We start from the raw sequence: 18,284 nt of genomic DNA on the forward strand, positions 1-18,284 counted from the left end.
GCTTAGCCAAACAGCCCCCTCGGTTGACTTCCCGAAAGCGAATGGATAGGTTCCGCGCGCTTTTGGGAGGTCTTTTTCGGAAGCCATAACTCTATATGTCAAATCAAGATCAAAGAAACTCGACCGAGACACAAAGCCAATCCAAAACTCCGGATGATTTGCGCAAAATGCGTGAAAAGATCAATGCGGTTACCCCCGCAGTGACGACCGAAGACAAGGAACAGCCTAATAATCTCGGTATTGGTCTACGTTACGCATCAGAGTTTTCAGCAGCGGTTCTTGTCGGAACCGCGCTGGGTTATGGCGGTGATAAGCTTTTCGGAACAGCGCCCTGGCTAATGCTGCTGGGACTGATTTTTGGGTGTGGCGCAGGCGTGTTAAATATTGTACGGGCCTCGCAAGAACAGATGAAAGCCGCGCAAGACGCGCAGCAAGAAGAGCAGGACGAAATATGATCGCTGCAGGTTTGGATCCGATTGCGCAGTTTGAACTGCACAAGATTCAAGAGCTTAAGCTCGGTCCAATTGATATTAGCTTTACCAATTCATCTTTGATGATGGTGTTCACGGTTGCCCTGATCGGTCTGTGGCTTTTGCTGTCTACACGCAAGGCTGCGCTGGTTCCCGGACGCGCGCAATCTATTGCTGAGATGTCCTACGAATTTATCGCCGATATGATTCGCTCGACAGCCGGTAAAGACGGGCTTCGCTTCTTCCCCTTTGTCTTCTCGCTGTTTATCTTTATTCTGTTTGCCAACCTTCTGGGCATGATCCCGTTCTTCTTCACCACAACCAGCCATATTATCGTCACCTTTACTTTCGCTATGATGGTCATCGGTTTGGTGGTGGTTTACGGCGTCTGGAAAAACGGTTTTGGCTTTTTAAAGCTGTTCTGGCCCGCCGGCGTCCCTGCCGTGCTCAAAATTCTATTAGTCACGCCGCTTGAAATCATTTCCTTTCTGTCGCGCCCGATTTCGCTTTCCGTACGTCTGTGGGCGAATATGTTTGCCGGTCACATCCTGCTAAAATTGTTCGCAGGCTTCATGATCATGATGGTGTCGGCCTTTGGCGTCTTTAAAGGCGGCCTCGCTGCGCTTATCCCGTTTTCCCTTACACTGGCGCTCACACCGCTGGAGTTCCTCGTGGCCTTTGTTCAGGCCTATGTTTTTGCCCTGCTGACGTGCGTTTATCTATCTGACGCCCTTCATCCGGGTCACCACTAACTTTTAATATACGCTTACCTAAGGAGATTATCATGGAAGCAGAAGCAGCAAAATATATTGGCGCAGGTCTGGCCTGTTTGGGTATGGCCGGTGCCGGTATCGGCCTTGGTCACATTTTTGGTAACTACCTGTCAGCAGCGCTACGTAACCCGTCCGCCGCACAAGGTCAGTTCGCAAACCTGATTTTCGGCTTTGCCGTTACAGAAGCGCTGGGCATCTTCTCATTTGCCGTCGCTCTGATCCTGATGTTCGTGGTCTAATACAGACCTTTACTAAAAGTCCGGTTTTATGACCTATTTGTTTGATATGTTTGGGTACGGCTTTGCAGCCGCTGCCTCGGCAGCTGAAACTGTTGCGGATTATAAGGGTGATCAAGATGGCGGGGCCGCGTTCCCGCCTTTCGATCCGACCTATTTTCCATCGCAGATATTTTGGTTGTTGGTTACATTCTTCGTTTTGTATTTCATGCTTTCGCGCATCTTTTTGCCGCGTATTGGAAGCATGATTGAGGAACGGTCAAACCGGATAGCAGATGATCTGGATATGGCGTCGCGCCTCCAATTGCAGGCCGAGCAGGCTCAGTCCTCTTATGAGCAGGAGCTCGCAGATGCCCGGGCCAAAGCCCACAATATTGGCGCAACAACGCGCGCCAGTGTCGAAGCCGAAATTGCTAAAGATGTCGAAGCAGCGGACGTTGAAGCCGACCGTCAACAGGCCGGCGCTGATGCGCGCATCGCCACCATTCGGAATCAAGCGCTGAAAAATATTGACAAAGTCGCCGCCGACGTGGCCGCTGAAATTGTTGAAAAAATTGGCGGCTTCACCCCGAATACGGCGACTGTCAAAACAGCCGTCGGTTAACCGGAGAGCCTTATGCATTTTGATTTCGATCCCGGCAGCCCGACAATCTGGGTCTTCCTTGCGACTATAATCTTTCTCGTGGCGATGATGTATTTCGGCATCCACAAGAAAATCGCGTCTGCACTTGATGCGCGCGCGCAAAAAATCACCGATGAGCTGGATGAGGCCCGCCGTCTGCGTGAAGAAGCGCAGACCTTGCTCGCCTCTTACCACCGCAAACAAAAAGAAGCTGAAACGCTGGCTGAAGAAATTGTCTCACAGGCCCGGCGCGACGCAGAAAATATGGCTATACAGGCTCGTAAAGATCTGGCCGAACGGCTGGACCGCCGCGCGCAATTGGCCGAAGACAAAATTGCCAATGCCGAAGTTCAGGCTCTGGCCGAGGTTCGCGCCCGCGCAGCCGATATGGCCATCGCCGCTGCGGAAAAAATTATTCGCGAGAATATGAGCGCGGCCAATCACAAAACTTTGGTCGCCAGCGGCATTAAGCAAATTGGAAAGTCGCTGAATTAATTTTACGTCATAAATTGCGTTAAAGCCGGACTTTATGTCCGGTTTTTTTATGTCTGCTTGCCACGCCAAAGCCGTTATGACACACCGCAATTATGAGCGTGGAAACCCCGAATGCCGCCGTCAGGCGCCTCGACAGCGTACAAATATTGCGCGCGCTTGCGGCGTTGCTTGTGCTGCTCTCCCACCTCTGGGTTATTGAATCTAAATACAGCCCGGACCAGATCACAAGTAGCGCTCTGGATTTCGGGTTTTCCGGCGTCGATCTTTTCTTCGTTATTTCCGGTTTCATCATGGTTTATGTGTCCCGTGACACAACCCGCGGTCCGGGTGCATTCGGACGGTTTTTATATAGCCGGTTTACCCGCGTCTATCCGCTCTATTGGGCCGTAAGTCTGGCTGTTCTGGCGGTCTATTTATGGCGTCCGGAGATTATAGTTGGAAGCGGAGAGGCAAAGCCTAATATTCTAAAATCAGCCCTGCTCTGGCCGGATATTCCACCCGACGGGACAGGAACGCGATTGCCGCTTCTCACAGTGGGATGGACGCTGGTTCACGAATTGTCATTTTACATTATATTTGCCGTATCGATGCTGTTCTCCCGGCGCTTTTTGCTTCCGTTCCTGCTTGCGTGGAGCGCGGTATTCATCGCCGGAAATATGATGGGACTGGCCTCTGCTCCTAATGCGCTGCGCATTATCTTTGACGCTTTAACAGCAGAGTTCCTGCTCGGCGCTTTTGCCGGATGGTTATTTTTGCGCATAGAGGGCCGCGGATGGGGGCCTGCATGTGGACTTTTTATTGTCTCGGCTGTTGTGTTTTGGGGGCTGCGTCCCTTGCCCGTCGATTTTTCGGAGAATTGGACGCGGGTTCTAAATTGGGGCCTGCCCGGCGTCTTTCTGCTTTATGGTTTGGTCGGAATAGAGCAGCGCGCGCGGCGAAATTTCCCGCGCTGGCTCGCTATATTTGGCGATCACTCCTACGCCCTTTATCTGACCCATCTTTTAGCGCTAAGCGTTATGGGCCGCATCTGGGCTATATTTGCGCGTGATGGATGGGTCGATAATCTTATCATGCTACCGCTGATGACAGCGGTCTGTATCGCCGTTGCCGCAGTGACATATTACTGGATTGAACGGCCATTATTACGCCTGACAAAAAGCGTTATCGCTAAATAAAAGCCGGGACGGGCCCGGCTTTTAAATATGAGTTTTACTCACGCCTTCAGGCTTTACTCCGCTGCTTGGGCCAAATCTTCCGGCGGTGTCCAGCGCAGGATCGGGTTGCGCGCAGCCCGGGTCTCGTCCAGACGGCGTAGCGGGGCGTAGACGGGCGCGTTTTTAAAGCTCTCGACCAATCCAGCCTGCGCGCGCATGGCGAGCGAACGCATAGAGAAAATAAAGCGGTCAAGCTCGCCCTTGCTCTCAGACTCGGTCGGCTCAATCAACATGGCCCCGTGCACAACCAGCGGGAAATACATGGTCATCGGGTGATAGCCTTCATCGATCATCGCCTTGGCAAAATCGAGCGTGTCCACGCCGGTGTCTTTGAGGAAGCGGTCATCAAACAGCGCTTCATGCATACATGTCCCGCCAAAGGCCGGCGTCATGACATCAGACAGGCTCGCCTGAACATAATTGGCGTTCAGCACGGCGTCTTCGGTAGCTTGCTTAAGACCGTCAGAGCCGTGGCTCATCATATAAGTCAGCGCGCGGCTATACATACCCATTTGACCATGAAAAGCGCACATGCGGCCAAAACTTTTTGCCCCGTCAGTGTGCTCAACATCTTCAACCAGACCGTAGCCTTCATCGGTTTTGACGACATAAGGCACAGGTGCATAGTCTTTTAGCGCGTCCGATAATACGGTCGGGCCGGAGCCGGGACCGCCGCCGCCATGCGGGGTAGAGAAAGTTTTGTGTAGGTTGATATGCATGGCATCAACGCCCAGATCACCCGGACGGACGCGGCCGACCAACGCATTGAAGTTCGCACCGTCGCAATAAAAATAGCCGCCAGCTGTGTGGATCAGATCGGCAATTTCAATAATGTCGGTTTCAAACAATCCGCATGTATTGGGATTAGTCAGCATAATGCCGGCTATGTCGTCTGATTTTTCATCCAGTTTTTTACGAAGTGCGTCCATATCGACGCGTCCGCGCTTATCGGCCGGAATTTCATCAACCGTAAAGCCGCACTGCACCGCTGTTGCTGGGTTCGTGCCATGCGCGCTTTCGGGCACGAGGACGCGGCGCTTATGGGTATGGCCGTCAGCATCTAGCCGCGCGCGGATCGCCATCATCCCGCAAAGCTCGCCATGCGCGCCCGCTTTGGGCGTGAGCGCAACCGCTGGCATATTACAGAGCGTCATCAGCCAGTGTGACAGCTCGTGCATTAGCTCAAGTGCGCCTTGAACCGTGCTGACCGGCTGCAAGGGATGAACATCTGCCAAACCGGGCATACGCGCAACTTTTTCATTTAGCCGCGGATTGTGCTTCATCGTGCAAGAGCCAAGCGGATAGACGCCCATATCGATGGCGTAATTTTTCTGTGACAGACGCACATAATGGCGCAGGGTTTCCGGCTCTGACAGGCCGGGCAGGCCGATCTCGCCTTCGCGCTCATGGCTGCCCAGTCGGCGGGCACGACCTTTAGGCTCGGGCAGATCAACGCCCGTGCGGCGCGGCGTTCCGGTTTCAAATATAAGCGCGGTGGCCTGCTCTAAGCCTTTAGAGCCGGAGACCGTGACGCGATCATTCATATTAGTCGCGACGGGCGATGTTGGACGGCCTTGGTTTAACATTACGCGCCTCCTTCGACGGCCAAACAAGTATCTTCGAAATAAGCCCAAAGCTCATTTGAAAACTGATCCAGCTCGGATTTAAAATTTAAAACAAATGATGATTTTTGGTGATTATTGGTCAGGCCGCCCTGCATATTCTGCACCTTATCAACGCTTAGCGTGCCGCCCTCTCTATAGCCGACATTGACGCCGAGTTTGAGCAAAGCTGTCGGGATAGACGCCGCTTGAATCAACGCCTCGGTAATGGAATCGGTATTGCCGGTTTCAAAATCAAGCAAATGGGTAAAGCCCGCTTTGGCGTGGTCGAGCGCGCGCTTGACGAGTAGGTCGTTTAAGGTCCGGCTCATGACAACACCTCCTGACTTTCGCGTATCATTTGGCAACAGAACTCGGCTACCTCGGTCAAAGTAGAGTCCAAAGAAGAAGAATGTGGATAATCAGTATTAGATATTTTTACACCCCGTTCATTGAACCGTCCCCAAAACTCCAATGGTTTTGCTTGCTGCTGTAAAGAACTTACTTTCCGAAGCGCCCATGCTGTTGCACGGGTTTTACTCTCGAAACTTACCGACAATGTCGTCAGCACAAGTTCAGCATCTTCCATTAGTTTTTGAGCTAAGTATTTTTTATCAATATCTCTCATGTCAAAACCTCCGCCAGAGCATCACCAAAGGCGTGAATATCTGCTTCTGAGACTGTTTCTGTTGCGCAGACCAGCAGCAGGTCTTCATGCTGTCCGCCGGAAATACGCGAGAACGGGACACCGCCCAAAATGCCTCTATCGGCCAGCGTCTGAACGACGTCTGCGGCTGGTTTAGAGAGCCGAACCGTAAACTCGTTAAAGAATGTGTCGTTAATCACTTCAGCGCCTTTAATGCCGTTAATCACATCGGCCAGATGACAGGCGGCTTCGTGATTGAGCGCGGCGAGGCGTTTAAGACCCGCATCACCGAGCAGGCTCATATGGATGGTAAAAGCCAGACAGCACAAACCGGAATTTGTGCAGATATTGCTCGTCGCTTTTTCGCGGCGAATATGCTGCTCGCGGGTCGACAATGTCAGGACAAATCCGCGCTCGCCATTGGCATCAACGGTCTCGCCGCAGACGCGGCCGGGCATTTGGCGCACCAGTTTTTTGGTGCAGGCAAACAGGCCCACATGCGGTCCGCCAAAGTTTAACCCAACGCCAAGGCCCTGGCCTTCGCCGACGACAATATCCGCGCCCTGTTCACCCGGGGATTTAATCGCGGCCAGCGCGACAGGTTCTGTAAACACCGCAATCAGCAGCGCTTTGTGTTCGTGCGCTTTGGCGGCAATCGGAGCGAGATCGATAATTTCGCCAAAGACATTGGGCGATTGCACAACAACGCAGGCCGTCTCGTCCGTAATATGATCGATAATATGGTCATCGCGGCCCGGGCGGCAATCGCGCTCGTCAATCTGGATGTCCAGCGTTGAGGCCAAAGTCTGCGTCGCGGCGGCGTAATGCGGGTGCAGGCCGGGCGCCAGCACGGCTTTGGATTTGCGCGTGACGCGCTTGGCCATCACCACAGCCTCCGCGCAGGCGGTCGAGCCGTCATACATAGAGGCATTGGCCACATCCATGCCGGTCAAAAGCGCGACTTGTGTTTGAAACTCGAATAAAGCTTGCAGCGTGCCTTGGGAGATTTCGGGCTGGTAGGGTGTGTAAGCCGTCAGAAATTCACTGCGCTGGATCAGATGATCGACAGTCGCCGGAATATGGTGGCGATAAGCCCCTGCCCCACAGAAAAAAGGCACGGATCCCGCGCTAACTGATTTGGCCGACAGGCGCGCCATATGGCGCTCAACCGCCGCTTCGCTTTGATGTGTGGGAAGATCAACCAAACTGTCTAGGCGCGCCGATTTCGGCACATCTAAAAACAAGTCATCGATTGATTTGACGCCGACAACATCCAGCATCGCCGTTCGGTCATTTTCATTTAAGGGGAGATAACGCATTTAATTCATCCTAATTAAAAGGGCTGCGAGCAGCGCAGCAATCATTAATCCAATTCCGTCAACAATGACGATTTTTCCAAGACTTCCACCCTGCTCACCGCGCGCAACGGCTATAACCATAAAACTGCCCATACTAATGACGGCCCCTATTAATACGGGCCAGCGCGCGGCTGAGACGTGCGCGGCGTAAATACAGGCGGCGGCGACAAGCGCGAAGAGCACGGCGCGGTGTTGCAGCAGTGTCATCAAGACGGTATCATTGGCGGAAATCCCGTATAACTTTGATATTTTAGCCGGAAAGAGCGCCGACAGAGCAGGCACGCCGTGAATGCCCAGCCCCAAAACATAAAATAATATCGGCACGATATATTGCATCTATTGGTCTTTCCGATTGGAGCTCACAAGGCTGAACGCAAAGGCGCCAAGCCCCATGAGGATACAAAATATGCCGACGCCGAGTGTGTAGAGTTCGCGCTCGGCGGGAGCTGTATTGACCCATGACGCCAGATAATAAGCGCCGAGCAGCGCGATCAGAACGCTCCAGATTTTAAAAAAGAGCGGTCTGCGCGTCATGACCTACAGCCCGTCGCAATAGGTTTTATACGCCGCTTCATCCATCAGGGCGTCAAGTTCGTCCGCGTCGGAAATTTTAATCTTGATAAACCAGCCCTCACCGTCCGGTGAGGCATTGACGGTTTCCGGCGCGTCTTCGAGGGCCTCATTGACCGCAATAACTTCGCCGCCAACTGGGGCGTAGACTTCGGAGGCCGCTTTGACGGATTCGACAACGGCGGCTTCGTCGCCCTTGTCCATCTCGCGGCCGATTTCCGGCAGCTCGACAAAGACAACATCGCCGAGTTGCTTGGCCGCATAAGGGCTAATGCCAATCGTTCCGATGTCGCCCTCGACATTAATCCATTCATGATCTTCTGTATATTTCGTGCTCATAAGTTAAGCTCCTCTATAATAATTATGCGCCGCAAACGGCATTTTGACGATCTTGGCCGGGCGCGGCTTGCCGCGCACGATAAGCTGCACAGCAGTGCCGGCTTTGGTAAATTTACGGCCAACAAATCCAATGGCAACGGGGCCGCCTACGGTCGGGCCAAAGCCGCCGGATGTAATTTCGCCAATGCTATTGCCGTCCATATCCTGAATTTCGGTATGCTCACGCGCGGGCGCGCGGCCTTCGGGTAATATCCCGACGAGACGTTTTGTTGACTTATCGGCCAGATCATTGGCCACGCGCGCCGCGCCCAAATACCCGGCATCGGCGCTGCGGCGGTGCTTCTGAATTGACCAAATCAGCCCGGCCTCAATCGGAGAGACAGACGGGTCAAGCTCGTGTCCATAAAGGCAGAGCCCGGCTTCCATGCGCAGACTGTCGCGCGCGCCAAGGCCGATCAGCTGAACATCATCATGAGCCAGAAGCAGCTTTGTCAGCTCTTCGACGTCGTCATGTTTAACGCTAATCTCAAAGCCGTCTTCGCCGGTATAACCGGAGCGCGAGACATGCACCCAAATCGTTTTTGTCAGCGGCAGATCTGTATGGGTCATAAAAACCAGATCTTTGACGGCGGAATTCATCGCGCCCAGAACCTCGGCCGCTTTCGGGCCCTGCAAGGCAATCAGAGACAGAACGTCATCTTTAATGTCGAGGCTCACGCCGTCCGGCAAATGCTTTTCAATATGGGCATAATCAGCGTCTTTACAGCCTGCATTAACCACCAGATATAATTTATGAGTGTGGCCCTCAAACCCCAGACGCGAGATCATCAAATCATCCAGCGTGCCGCCCTCTTCATTGAGAAATTGACTGTAGCGCTGCTGCCCCGGCTCGAGATCGGTAAGGCTGGCGGGCACGAGTTTTTCCAGCGCTTTGGCCGCCGTCTCAAACGTGCCGTCATCAGCCGCAATGAAACACTGCCCCATATGCGAGACGTCAAACAGCCCCGCTTTGGCGCGCGTATGGTTATGCTCGCCCAGCACGCCGAGCGGATATTGCACGGGCATATTATAGCCCGCAAAGGGCACCATTTTGGCACCTGCGGCGACATGCAGAGAATGAAGTTTCGTCTGTTTTAAATCAATCATAGCCAACACCTTTTCAACCTTTCGGTCATGAAGTGCCGCCGACTGTCACTTGGGCCTGAGAGCGTTTACTCCTTCGGCGGGGCCTTGAACCACCTCACTTGCGTGAGGCTTGACCCACTTTCCAGCTTTTATGTCCAAACGGTCCGGTATACCTGAGCGATTGACGGGGCCATTGCGCCTTCGGTGGCCGGGCGACTGACGCGCCCGACTCTCTCCCATTTGGAACAATTCAGATGCGCTACGGCGCAAAAAGAGTCAATTGAAATTGTACAGTATGTAAGGTGAATTTGTACAACATATAAGGCTAAGTTTGGTCTTGAACAATTAGGGGCCGCACCGCCTGTTGGCACGAAATCAAGATTTTAAATCTCTATGAAAGTTACGCTCACTCTATTCGCTTTGGGAGCTTAGCGGCTTTTAAAATATCTGTATTTAAAATTTAATCCCAACCGATTATGTCAAGATCTGAAAAAACCTAATTCAATATGTGGTTTTATTTGTGAGCTAATATGAAATCGCGCGTGGCACAAATTACGGCGTCCTGATCCCCGGCGAAAATCAGATGCTCGTCTCCCGGCATTTCAAGCAGGTCGGCGCCGGGAATACGGGCCGCCAGATATCTTGCCTCGTCAATATGGGCTTCGCGGTCGTCGGTGCGGTGCATAACAAGGGTCGGGGCTTTGATGTTTGCCAAAATGTGGCGGACATCTACCTGGGTGTTCATTTTGGCAAGGGCGAGAGCCGCCGCCGGGCTGGCGCTGCGACGTTGATAGCTGGCCCACCACTTACAAAAAACGGGATCATTGGCGTATTGCGGCGCGATATTTTCAATACCGATAGGGCCGCCCCATCCATTTTGAATCTCATCGTAGAAATCTTCCCGCTCCATGGCCGTCGGCGCCCAGGGGTAATCCGGCGCCCATTCGCGTTTCGCAAACACGCCATATAACGTTAGAGCGCTAACCCGGTGCGGATACATGGCCGCGAAGGCCATCGCCAAGCCGCCGCCTTCGGACATAGCGAGTATGGCCGCGCGTTTCGAGTTGGCCGCATCCATGACCGCCTGAATATCGCGCATGCGCTGCTCGGTTGATGGCAGGCCAAAGGCCCGGTCTGACAGACCTGTCCCTCTCTTATCGAAGAGGATCACCCGTGCAAAGGATGCAAGGCCTTCATAAAATCTGGCCAGCTCGGGTGACTCCCAGCCATAGTCTAAATGCGATACCCATCCCGGCACGTAAACCAGATCAAGCGGACCTTCCCCGATCACTTGATAGGCGATGCGAATATCCCCGCTCTTAGCATAATGCACATCGTAATCGCGGGGGCTTTTAGAATTCTGAGGACTGATATTTACCGGCACGCCCAACCGATAGCCCCGCTTTGGCACCGTTATAATAATATCAGTTGCTGTGGGCCCAAGGGCCGCTCGTAAATTGGAGACAATTTGTACAAGCGATTCTTCGGAAGCGATTATATTTGGCCACAGGGTTTCAATTAATTCATCTTTGGAAAATAGCCGCCCGCGCCCTTTGATCAATAAACTCAATAATTCGAAAACCTTAGGCCGAATTTGCAAGTCGGCGCCGTCCCGGATCAATTGCCCGCTATCCAAATCGAGCATAAAATCACCAAAGCGATAGACGGAGCTTTCGGAATTGTTGCTAACCAAATTTCACCTTTCTTTCAGGACTTGTGTGACGGGCAACTTTATTCAGGTAATCTTAGAGCGATATTTTATAAAGGAATAGCATGAAAATCCTGGCATTTGCATATGGCATTCTATGCTATCTTATCTTTTTTGGAACAATATTATACGCAATCGGATTTGTGGGAAATTTCGGCGTTCCCAAATCTATTGATTCAGGGGTGCAAACATCTTTGGTTTCGGCCGTGTTATGGAATGCGGGGCTATTGACGATATTCGCGGTCCAGCACAGCGTGATGGCCAGACCGGCTTTTAAACGGTTTTGGACGCGCTTTGTACCGGAGCCTATTGAACGCTCGACATATGTTTTATTTTCAAATCTGGCGCTTATTCTTCTATTCTGGCAATGGCGCTCCATCAGCGAACCCGTCTGGTCCGTCAATTGGACTCCCGGAGCCCTTATGCTTCATAGCCTGTTTTGGTTGGGCTGGGGAATAGTTTTCCTGTCCACTTTTTTGCTCAGCCATTTCGAATTATTTGGACTCAAACAGGTTTGGCTTAATTTCAAAAATGCGGATTCGTCTCATCCCGAGTTTAGAACGCCTCTGCTCTACCGTCTCGTCCGCCACCCGATTTATCTTGGCTTTACTCTCGCCTTTTGGGCGACCCCGAATATGACCCAAGGACATCTTTTGTTTGCGATCGCGACGACAGGGTACATCCTAATCGGTATTCAACTGGAGGAGCGGGACCTCGTTGCCGTGTTTGGTGACAAATACAAAGTGTACCGCCAGCAGGTCTCTATGCTGATACCTTTTTTCAAGTGAGTTTTATTTGTCTCACCGATTTTTCCATTATACTCTTTGGAAAATTAATAAGTCAAAGGACGGAGGGTTGATAATGACCGTCCACCCAATCAAAATATTTATGCGGGCCCGTTCATCTGCGCAATGAAGGCATCGGCGGCTGAGATAGACTACTCCATGTCCGCGATTGACGGGGCCATTGCGCCCTCGGTGGCCCGGCGACTGACGCGCCCGACTCTCTCCCATTTGGAATAATTCAGATGCGCTACGGCGCAAAAAGAGTCAATTGAAATTGCGCCACGGGCACGTTTATGGTGGGTTAGAAGACCTTTAGCGATGCGGAGAGAGAGATGAAGCTTATTATGTGTGCAACGGCAATGGCCATGTTGTTAACGTCCTGCGCGGATACAGAGGATAAGGCCGCAAAAACTGTATCGGCGGAGTCGCAAAGTTGCGTCGAACTCACACGCATCTCAGATGATAGCGGGAATATTTTATATACGCCGAAGATTGATTTTTCCGCCGCAATGACCGCGTGCGAAATCGAGCTAAAAACTGACCCCCACAATGTCGATTTGAAGCTTGGTTTGGCGCGCGCGCTCTTTGGTGACAGTGACCGATTTGACGAAATTACACCCCTGTTGGAAAGCTTGGAACCGGAGGATACGGGGCGGGTCGATTACATCCGCGCAGTGAGCTATCTGCGCGGCGAAGGCGTAGACAAGGACCGCGCCAAAGCGGTGGCTCTTTTCCAACAGGCGGCACAGAAAGGATTTATCCCAGCCTATGTCGATATCGGTGACGTATTATTGTCAGACGCTGAAAAGGATGACGAGAAAGTAGAAGCTGTAACATGGTACCGCAAAGGCGCAGCGGCGGGTCAATCCGAATCCATGGTAGAATTGTCCGATAGTTATCATGAAGGAAGCGGTGTCGAAAAGGATGAAGCCAGGGCTTTTGAATGGGCACAAAAAGCTGCTGATTTGGGTAATTATCGCGCTTATAATTATTTGGGCTATTTTTATGAACACGGAATTGGCACGCCCGAAGATGACGACAAAATGATTGTGAATTATACTGTCGCAGCGCAAGGCGGGGTTACTCCGGCGCAGGCCAATCTTGGATATCTGTATTATTGGGGCGCAGGCGTTGATGAAGATAATGACGCGGCCGCCAAATGGTTTGAAAAAGCCGCAAAGTCCGGTGATGACCGCGCCCAATACTATATGGGCGAGATTTACAGAAATGGCTATGGCGCAGACATTGATTATGTTTTGGCGGCCCATTATTACCGCAAAGCCGCCAAACAGGATTATGCGGAGGCCTATGGGGGCCTCGGAACGCTGGCCCTAAAAGGCCAAGGCATGGACAAGGATTACGATCTTGCGCGCAGCTATTATAAGCGCGGTGAAGAGCTTGGCGGCAGCACCTCAATTGCTAATCTGGGACATATGGCCGAGCGCGGTGCCGGAGAGGCGCAGGATTGGAACAAAGCCGTCACTTATTATAAAGCGGCGGTAGAGGCCGAAAACTGGTGGGCCGCCCGGCAATTAGCTGCGCTGTATATTGACGGGCGGGGGGTCGAGAAAGACATCAATGCCGGATTGTCATACTATCTGATCGGTACAGATTTTGGTGATACGGATGCTGCTGAAGCCATTGATCTCTTTGTTGTAGACAATCAAAACTGGCGCGACATGGTCAGCAGCGACATGATGGCAAAAATCGAAGACCCCCGCGCCGAATGGCGCAAGCTTTCGCAGTAGGGTGAATTACATCCGCTCCGGCACTGCGATACCAAGTATGTCGAGGCCGAGCTCCAATTGACGTAATGTTGTTTGCGCCAGCGCGAGGCGCGAGGCTTGGACATCAGGCGCGACGCCGTCCTGCAATATCGGGCAATCAGCATAGAAGCGCGAAAAGCTCTGCGCCAGACGGTAAATATGGTCGCACAGAATATGGGGTGAATATTTCGACGCAGCTCCGGCCAGCGCGCGGTCAAATCCGTCCAGCGCCAGCACGAGCGCGGTTTCTGCAGGCTCAGCCGCTTTGACCTCCCCGGCGCTAACGCCGAGCGCGGTCGCTTTGCGCAAGATCGATTTAATCCGCACGGCAGCGTATAATAGATAGGGCCCTGTTTTTCCTTCAAAAGCGGTAAACCGCTCCGGATCAAAGATATAATTGGTCAGGCGCTGATTTTGCAGATCGGCAAATTTAAGCGCGGCGAGGCCCACCTTGCGCGCAATCTCGTCGCGCTCCGCCGCGTCAAATTCCGTGCCGATTCCGGCCTCCGCCAGACGTTTTTTTGCCGCGTCATTCATCAAAGTCAGCAAATCATCCAGCCGCAAAACGCCTCCGTCGCGGGTTTTAAACGGCGTGCCGTCATTACCGTTCATCGTGCCAAAGCCCAGGTGCTGCATCTGCTCGGGGCCGTACATACCAGCCATGACAGCGGCGCGGAACACCTGCTCAAAATGTAGGGCCTGACGTTGGTCCACGACATATAATATCAGGTCAGGATCAATCTCATTTTTGCGGTCCAGCAAGGTCGCCAGATCAGTTGTATGGTATTGCACAGCGCCGCTGCGCGAGACCAAAAAGACAGGCGGGACCGGCTTTTTATCGGCCTCCGTCTCAACGCGAATGATCAGCGCGCCGTCATCCTGCTCGGTAATGCCTTTGGCTTTGAAACCCTCAATCATCCCCGCGATAAGCGGATCGACCGCCGCCTCGCCTTTCCACAGATCAAACTCCACGCCCAGCGCGCCATAGCCCTGTTTCAGCGCGGCAATAGACACGCTGATAAAATGCTCCAGCAAAGCGCGATACCCTGCCCGACCGGTTTGAAGCTCTGCCGTAGCCGCGCGCGATCGCTCCAGCCGCGCCGCGTCGGTTTTGGCTTTGTTGCTGGCGGCGGGGTAAAGCCGGGACAGATCGTCCATGGTGACGGGGCTGTCTTCGGGATAATCGTCCGTCTTCGCCGCGTCGAAATAAGGCAAATCCGGCTGTTCGTCTTCCAATTCTGTAATCAGATGCCCCATTTGCAGGCCCCAATCGCCCAGATGGACATCGCCAATGACGGTATTGCCGCGAAAGCGCAAAAGCCGTTTGAGGCTCTCGCCAATCACGGCGCTGCGCAAATGGCCGACATGCATGGGCTTGGCCACATTTGCGCCGCCATAATCAATGACGATAGTGTCGCGGTCTGGCGCGCTTGCGCCTGTGCGCGGATCATCCGCAATTTCGCCTGCGCGTGTATTAATCGCCTCAATCGTCGGCGTAATATTAATAAATCCGGGTCCGGCAATCTGAAGGCTGTCGATCAGCTCATGTTTAGAGAGCGCCATGACAATACCATGCGCAATATCGCGGGGATTAGCCTTTTGACCTTGTTTTTTCAGCGCGCCTGCCGCCGCCATCGCGCCATTGCATTGATAGGCGACATCATCACGCGAGCTTTCAAAGACTGCGCCCAAATCAGTCGCAAATCCCGCAGCCGCAAAGGCCTCACCAAAGATCAGGCTCAGCCGGTCTTGTAACGACGCGCTCATAATGAGGTCTAACGTTGTCCCGCATCAGGGCGGAAGCGCTTACCTTCAGCGTTAAAGTCCGCCTGCGCCTCGGTCAGGTCAAAGCCGATAATGATCTCGAAATTCTCACCCGATGTGGTCTCATTCGCGCGCGCAATCGTAATTTCGCCGACAGTTTCTGTTACGCTGACGCGGTCAGAGCCGGGCGGGAAGGTTACGGTGATGGGGAAATATTCTTTATCGATCACGTCGATATTCTTTCGCGTCACGGCGACGAAATAGCGGAAAGTATGTGTGCGCTGCGTCGCCGCCGGCCCGATACCGAAATTGGCATTAAAGACCAGATTAGCGATAATCGGCGCTGTTCCGACATATCGGCAGACGCTGGTGACTTTGCCCATCTCGCCCGAATAGGCGACATTGGAATAGCGCTCTTCGCCGGCAAATTCGACAATACGCGCTGCATCATATAGCGAAAAGGCGCGCGGGCACGGCCCGGGATTGGTCTCGGAGGCCTGCTCGACCTTAACAGCGCGCTCGCGCAAGGTCTGGCACGCTGACAGCCCCGCAATCATTGAAGCGCCCAGGGCGCATGCGGTGAAAAGGCGCGGGCGGAAAAATCGGGTCATAGTCACAGTCCTGACAGTGGATATTGGCTCATTACATGTTACAGGGCGTGTTACAGGACAGGCGCTCAGCCCGCAACGGCTGTATCCACGCCATGAGGAGAATTTAATGCCGCACGTTAAAAAAGGTGAAAAGCCGGATATGACGCTTTATCTTGCGGCGCCGCGCGGATTTTGCGCCGGCGTTGACCGCGCCATACAGATTGTCGAGCGCAGTCTGGAGCTCCACGGGGCGCCGGTCTATGTGCGCCACGAAATTGTGCATAACCGTCATGTGGTCGAGCGCCTTGAGCGTATGGGCGCGGTCTTTGTCGACGAGCTTGATGAATGTCCGGAGGACCGTCCGGTTGTATTCAGCGCACATGGCGTGCCCAAATCCGTGCCCGCCGAGGCCAAGCGCCGCAATATGGTCTTTCTCGATGCGACATGCCCGCTGGTTTCCAAGGTTCATGTCGAGGCGGAACGCCATGCAAGCCAAGGGCGGGACATCTTGCTGATCGGTCATGAAGGTCATCCCGAAGTCATCGGCACAATGGGACAACTGCCGGACGGTCAGATCATCTTAATTGAGACCGAAGACGATGCGCGTAATTTCACGCCGCGCGACGCGGATAATCTGGCTCTCGTGACGCAGACCACATTATCGGTTGATGACACGGCGGGCATAATCGCCGTTCTGCAAGACCGTTTTCCCGCCATCGCCCTGCCCTATAAAGAAGATATTTGCTACGCCACAACAAACCGCCAGGCCGCCGTTAAAGCCATCGCGGAGCGTTGTGATTTGCTCCTGGTGATTGGCGCGTCCAACTCGTCAAATTCCAAACGTCTTGTCGAAGTCGGCGAACTCGCCGGATCCGACAAAGCCAGATTGGTTGCCAGCGCAAGGGAGATCGATTGGAACGACCTAAGCGGCGTGAGCAAATTGGGCCTGACCGCAGGCGCCAGCGCGCCGGAATATCTGGTCGAGCAGGTTATTGCCGCCATGCGCATGCGCTTTAATGTGACGATTGAAGAGGTCGAAGTGACTAAGGAAAAAGTTATTTTCCGTCTGCCAAAGTCTTTGAGAGAACCCGCTTAATGCCACGAACGAGACCCTGCACGAAGGGCATTATAATTTACACCGACGGAGCCTGTAGCGGCAATCCCGGCCCCGGCGGCTGGGGGGCGTGGATGATCGCAGGCCAGCACGAAAAAGAACTCTTTGGCGGCGAGGCGGCCACGACCAATAACCGCATGGAAATGATGGCCGCGATCAAAGCTATCGCCGCGATCAAGCCCGGTTATGACGGCCCGGTTACGATTATCACCGACAGTGTTTATCTGCGCGACGGCATCACAAAATGGATCCATGGCTGGAAAAAACGCGGCTGGAAAAAGGCCGATAAAAAACCTGTCCTGAATGTCGACCTCTGGAAGGAGCTGGACGCCGCCGCGCAAGGCCGCAATATTGACTGGCAATGGGTCAAAGGCCATTCCGGTGACCCCGGCAATGAACGCGCCGATGAGCTGGCGCGGCGGGGGATACCGACGACATGCGGGTAGAGTTTCGGCGCTGAATTTTGCGCAATCCCCGGTTTGAGCGGGGATCAATATTGACCTACACTCCCCACTCTCGTCATCCTCGCTGGTCCCCAGCGCAGCTGTTGACCCGAGGGTCTATCTTTCCGCTGAGAGACGTACCTACGGCTTAGCAAACCGCGGTTTCACCTAGGATATCTAAACACGGTATTTGATTGAGCCATGGATCCTCGGGTCAAACCCGAGTCGGACCGGCGCACCGGATGACGGTATGGGGGTTGGTCTTTCGAAACTATGGATATATATTTATTCATCCCCGCCTCTCAAACCTGCCCTATCTTCAAACTGTTCTTATCGCATTGGGCAGGCAAGCGGACGTTGGCTGGCTGGCGGTAAGGCGCTGTTGGGATGATCTGCGGCTTAACGTGCCGCGCGGAGTCCCGCGAGTGAGAGCTATGGCGTCTAACCACAGCCGATGGCCGCTCGCAGCAACAGTGTTGTGCTGCGTTTTTGTGAAATAGGGCGCATGTCGAAAATTTGGGGTCACATCCAAATGGACGGCAGGGAATTTGAGAAACAAAACACACTAACGCGAACCACAGGTAATCCTGCTTTTTCAAAGTCCCGCACAGACGCCCTTTTTAATAACCGAGATGAAGAGATAGATTATTGAGATAGACATACCA

At 53.3% G+C, this 18,284-nt stretch carries 21 protein-coding genes and 1 riboswitch; of the genes, 10 read left to right on the plus strand and 11 right to left on the minus strand.

All coding sequences use genetic code 11. The features are described 5' to 3' along the window. The first annotated feature begins 95 nt into the window (after positions 1-95). The 6 genes from H142_RS15880 (at position 96) to H142_RS0113380 (ending at position 3,771) form a co-directional block, all read left to right on the plus strand. The gene (locus H142_RS15880) at positions 96-455 is read left to right on the plus strand and encodes an AtpZ/AtpI family protein (RefSeq protein WP_017932657.1); all 360 of its coding nucleotides are present in this window, start codon (positions 96-98) and stop codon (positions 453-455) included. After that, positions 452-1,222, plus strand: coding sequence for a F0F1 ATP synthase subunit A (locus H142_RS0113360; protein WP_017932658.1), 771 nt, complete (start codon positions 452-454; stop codon positions 1,220-1,222). Before H142_RS15880 ends, H142_RS0113360 begins: the two co-directional genes overlap by 4 nt. A 32-nt stretch (positions 1,223-1,254) precedes the next feature. Continuing rightward, entirely contained in the window at positions 1,255-1,482 is a 228-nt protein-coding gene (locus H142_RS0113365) for a F0F1 ATP synthase subunit C (protein ID WP_017932659.1), read from the plus strand. A 28-nt stretch (positions 1,483-1,510) separates the two neighbouring features. Then, entirely contained in the window at positions 1,511-2,083 is a 573-nt protein-coding gene (locus H142_RS0113370) for a F0F1 ATP synthase subunit B family protein (RefSeq protein WP_017932660.1), read from the plus strand. A 12-nt stretch (positions 2,084-2,095) separates the two neighbouring features. Further along, on the plus strand, positions 2,096-2,596 hold the full coding sequence (locus H142_RS0113375; RefSeq protein ID WP_017932661.1) for a F0F1 ATP synthase subunit B family protein: 501 nt from the start codon (positions 2,096-2,098) through the stop codon (positions 2,594-2,596). Between the two features lie 92 nt (positions 2,597-2,688). Continuing rightward, on the plus strand, positions 2,689-3,771 hold the full coding sequence (locus tag H142_RS0113380; RefSeq protein WP_017932662.1) for an acyltransferase family protein: 1,083 nt from the start codon (positions 2,689-2,691) through the stop codon (positions 3,769-3,771). 53 nt (positions 3,772-3,824) lie between these two features. Here H142_RS0113380 and gcvPB read toward each other — a convergent pair whose 3' ends face one another. The 9 genes from gcvPB to H142_RS15885 form a co-directional block, all read right to left on the minus strand. Next, positions 3,825-5,396 carry an aminomethyl-transferring glycine dehydrogenase subunit GcvPB gene (gene gcvPB / locus H142_RS0113385; RefSeq protein ID WP_017932663.1) on the minus strand — a complete coding sequence of 524 codons (1,572 nt, stop codon included), beginning with the start codon at positions 5,394-5,396 and terminating at the stop codon, positions 3,825-3,827. Continuing rightward, positions 5,396-5,743 carry a hypothetical protein gene (locus H142_RS0113390; RefSeq protein ID WP_017932664.1) on the minus strand — a complete coding sequence of 116 codons (348 nt, stop codon included), beginning with the start codon at positions 5,741-5,743 and terminating at the stop codon, positions 5,396-5,398. Before H142_RS0113390 ends, gcvPB begins: the two co-directional genes overlap by 1 nt. Then, positions 5,740-6,039, minus strand: a complete 300-nt coding sequence (locus H142_RS0113395) for a hypothetical protein (protein WP_017932665.1) — start codon at positions 6,037-6,039, stop codon at positions 5,740-5,742. The genes H142_RS0113390 and H142_RS0113395 overlap by 4 nt, the downstream gene beginning before the upstream one ends. After that, a complete protein-coding gene (gcvPA, locus tag H142_RS0113400; protein WP_017932666.1) occupies positions 6,036-7,376 on the minus strand; it encodes an aminomethyl-transferring glycine dehydrogenase subunit GcvPA in 1,341 nt (446 codons plus the stop codon). Before gcvPA ends, H142_RS0113395 begins: the two co-directional genes overlap by 4 nt. Beyond that, the gene (locus H142_RS0113405; protein ID WP_017932667.1) at positions 7,377-7,751 is read right to left on the minus strand and encodes a hypothetical protein; all 375 of its coding nucleotides are present in this window, start codon (positions 7,749-7,751) and stop codon (positions 7,377-7,379) included. It abuts the gene before it with no gap. Next, on the minus strand, positions 7,752-7,949 hold the full coding sequence (locus H142_RS0113410; RefSeq protein ID WP_017932668.1) for a hypothetical protein: 198 nt from the start codon (positions 7,947-7,949) through the stop codon (positions 7,752-7,754). A gap of 3 nt (positions 7,950-7,952) precedes the next feature. Then, positions 7,953-8,324 carry a glycine cleavage system protein GcvH gene (gene gcvH, locus H142_RS0113415; protein WP_017932669.1) on the minus strand — a complete coding sequence of 124 codons (372 nt, stop codon included), beginning with the start codon at positions 8,322-8,324 and terminating at the stop codon, positions 7,953-7,955. A gap of 3 nt (positions 8,325-8,327) precedes the next feature. Beyond that, positions 8,328-9,470, minus strand: a complete 1,143-nt coding sequence (gcvT, locus tag H142_RS0113420; protein WP_017932670.1) for a glycine cleavage system aminomethyltransferase GcvT — start codon at positions 9,468-9,470, stop codon at positions 8,328-8,330. 129 nt (positions 9,471-9,599) lie between these two features. Beyond that, positions 9,600-9,698: riboswitch (glycine riboswitch) on the minus strand. Positions 9,699-9,963: 265 nt separating this feature from the next. Next, positions 9,964-11,142 carry an alpha/beta fold hydrolase gene (locus tag H142_RS15885; RefSeq protein WP_017932671.1) on the minus strand — a complete coding sequence of 393 codons (1,179 nt, stop codon included), beginning with the start codon at positions 11,140-11,142 and terminating at the stop codon, positions 9,964-9,966. A gap of 80 nt (positions 11,143-11,222) precedes the next feature. Between H142_RS15885 and mddA the strand changes: the two genes are divergently transcribed. Continuing rightward, the gene (gene mddA / locus H142_RS0113430) at positions 11,223-11,945 is read left to right on the plus strand and encodes a methanethiol S-methyltransferase (RefSeq protein ID WP_017932672.1); all 723 of its coding nucleotides are present in this window, start codon (positions 11,223-11,225) and stop codon (positions 11,943-11,945) included. A 329-nt stretch (positions 11,946-12,274) separates the two neighbouring features. Next, positions 12,275-13,690, plus strand: coding sequence for a tetratricopeptide repeat protein (locus tag H142_RS0113435; RefSeq protein ID WP_017932673.1), 1,416 nt, complete (start codon positions 12,275-12,277; stop codon positions 13,688-13,690). Between the two features lie 6 nt (positions 13,691-13,696). On the opposite strand, the gene argS is transcribed toward H142_RS0113435, so the two are convergent. Together argS and H142_RS0113445 are read right to left on the minus strand one after the other, a co-directional pair. Beyond that, complete coding sequence (argS, locus tag H142_RS0113440; RefSeq protein WP_017932674.1) at positions 13,697-15,475, minus strand: arginine--tRNA ligase; 1,779 nt, start codon at positions 15,473-15,475, stop codon at positions 13,697-13,699. Positions 15,476-15,483: 8 nt separating this feature from the next. Then, a complete protein-coding gene (locus H142_RS0113445) occupies positions 15,484-16,083 on the minus strand; it encodes a hypothetical protein (protein WP_017932675.1) in 600 nt (199 codons plus the stop codon). A gap of 106 nt (positions 16,084-16,189) precedes the next feature. Here H142_RS0113445 and ispH point away from each other — a divergent pair, with 106 nt between their 5' ends. Together ispH and rnhA are read left to right on the plus strand one after the other, a co-directional pair. After that, positions 16,190-17,158, plus strand: a complete 969-nt coding sequence (ispH, locus tag H142_RS0113450; protein WP_026148073.1) for a 4-hydroxy-3-methylbut-2-enyl diphosphate reductase — start codon at positions 16,190-16,192, stop codon at positions 17,156-17,158. Beyond that, the gene (gene rnhA / locus H142_RS0113455) at positions 17,158-17,622 is read left to right on the plus strand and encodes a ribonuclease HI (RefSeq protein ID WP_017932677.1); all 465 of its coding nucleotides are present in this window, start codon (positions 17,158-17,160) and stop codon (positions 17,620-17,622) included. Before ispH ends, rnhA begins: the two co-directional genes overlap by 1 nt. Positions 17,623-18,284: the final 662 nt, after the last annotated feature.

Origin of the sequence: Robiginitomaculum antarcticum DSM 21748 (genome assembly GCF_000365025.1) — a bacterium.
Lineage (GTDB): Bacteria > Pseudomonadota > Alphaproteobacteria > Caulobacterales > Maricaulaceae > Robiginitomaculum > Robiginitomaculum antarcticum.

What these genes read in the sequence shown, in the direction of transcription:
- H142_RS15880 (WP_017932657.1), top strand. Translation starts at nt 96, where the DNA reads ATGTCAAATCAAGATCAAAGAAACTCGACCGAGACACAAAGCCAATCC.
- H142_RS0113360 (WP_017932658.1), top strand. Translation starts at nt 452, where the DNA reads ATGATCGCTGCAGGTTTGGATCCGATTGCGCAGTTTGAACTGCACAAG.
- H142_RS0113365 (WP_017932659.1), top strand. Translation starts at nt 1,255, where the DNA reads ATGGAAGCAGAAGCAGCAAAATATATTGGCGCAGGTCTGGCCTGTTTG.
- H142_RS0113370 (WP_017932660.1), top strand. Translation starts at nt 1,511, where the DNA reads ATGACCTATTTGTTTGATATGTTTGGGTACGGCTTTGCAGCCGCTGCC.
- H142_RS0113375 (WP_017932661.1), top strand. Translation starts at nt 2,096, where the DNA reads ATGCATTTTGATTTCGATCCCGGCAGCCCGACAATCTGGGTCTTCCTT.
- H142_RS0113380 (WP_017932662.1), top strand. Translation starts at nt 2,689, where the DNA reads ATGAGCGTGGAAACCCCGAATGCCGCCGTCAGGCGCCTCGACAGCGTA.
- gcvPB (WP_017932663.1), bottom strand. Translation starts at nt 5,396, where the DNA reads ATGTTAAACCAAGGCCGTCCAACATCGCCCGTCGCGACTAATATGAAT.
- H142_RS0113390 (WP_017932664.1), bottom strand. Translation starts at nt 5,743, where the DNA reads ATGAGCCGGACCTTAAACGACCTACTCGTCAAGCGCGCGCTCGACCAC.
- H142_RS0113395 (WP_017932665.1), bottom strand. Translation starts at nt 6,039, where the DNA reads ATGAGAGATATTGATAAAAAATACTTAGCTCAAAAACTAATGGAAGAT.
- gcvPA (WP_017932666.1), bottom strand. Translation starts at nt 7,376, where the DNA reads ATGCGTTATCTCCCCTTAAATGAAAATGACCGAACGGCGATGCTGGAT.
- H142_RS0113405 (WP_017932667.1), bottom strand. Translation starts at nt 7,751, where the DNA reads ATGCAATATATCGTGCCGATATTATTTTATGTTTTGGGGCTGGGCATT.
- H142_RS0113410 (WP_017932668.1), bottom strand. Translation starts at nt 7,949, where the DNA reads ATGACGCGCAGACCGCTCTTTTTTAAAATCTGGAGCGTTCTGATCGCG.
- gcvH (WP_017932669.1), bottom strand. Translation starts at nt 8,324, where the DNA reads ATGAGCACGAAATATACAGAAGATCATGAATGGATTAATGTCGAGGGC.
- gcvT (WP_017932670.1), bottom strand. Translation starts at nt 9,470, where the DNA reads ATGATTGATTTAAAACAGACGAAACTTCATTCTCTGCATGTCGCCGCA.
- mddA (WP_017932672.1), top strand. Translation starts at nt 11,223, where the DNA reads ATGAAAATCCTGGCATTTGCATATGGCATTCTATGCTATCTTATCTTT.
- H142_RS0113435 (WP_017932673.1), top strand. Translation starts at nt 12,275, where the DNA reads ATGAAGCTTATTATGTGTGCAACGGCAATGGCCATGTTGTTAACGTCC.
- argS (WP_017932674.1), bottom strand. Translation starts at nt 15,475, where the DNA reads ATGAGCGCGTCGTTACAAGACCGGCTGAGCCTGATCTTTGGTGAGGCC.
- H142_RS0113445 (WP_017932675.1), bottom strand. Translation starts at nt 16,083, where the DNA reads ATGACCCGATTTTTCCGCCCGCGCCTTTTCACCGCATGCGCCCTGGGC.
- ispH (WP_026148073.1), top strand. Translation starts at nt 16,190, where the DNA reads ATGCCGCACGTTAAAAAAGGTGAAAAGCCGGATATGACGCTTTATCTT.
- rnhA (WP_017932677.1), top strand. Translation starts at nt 17,158, where the DNA reads ATGCCACGAACGAGACCCTGCACGAAGGGCATTATAATTTACACCGAC.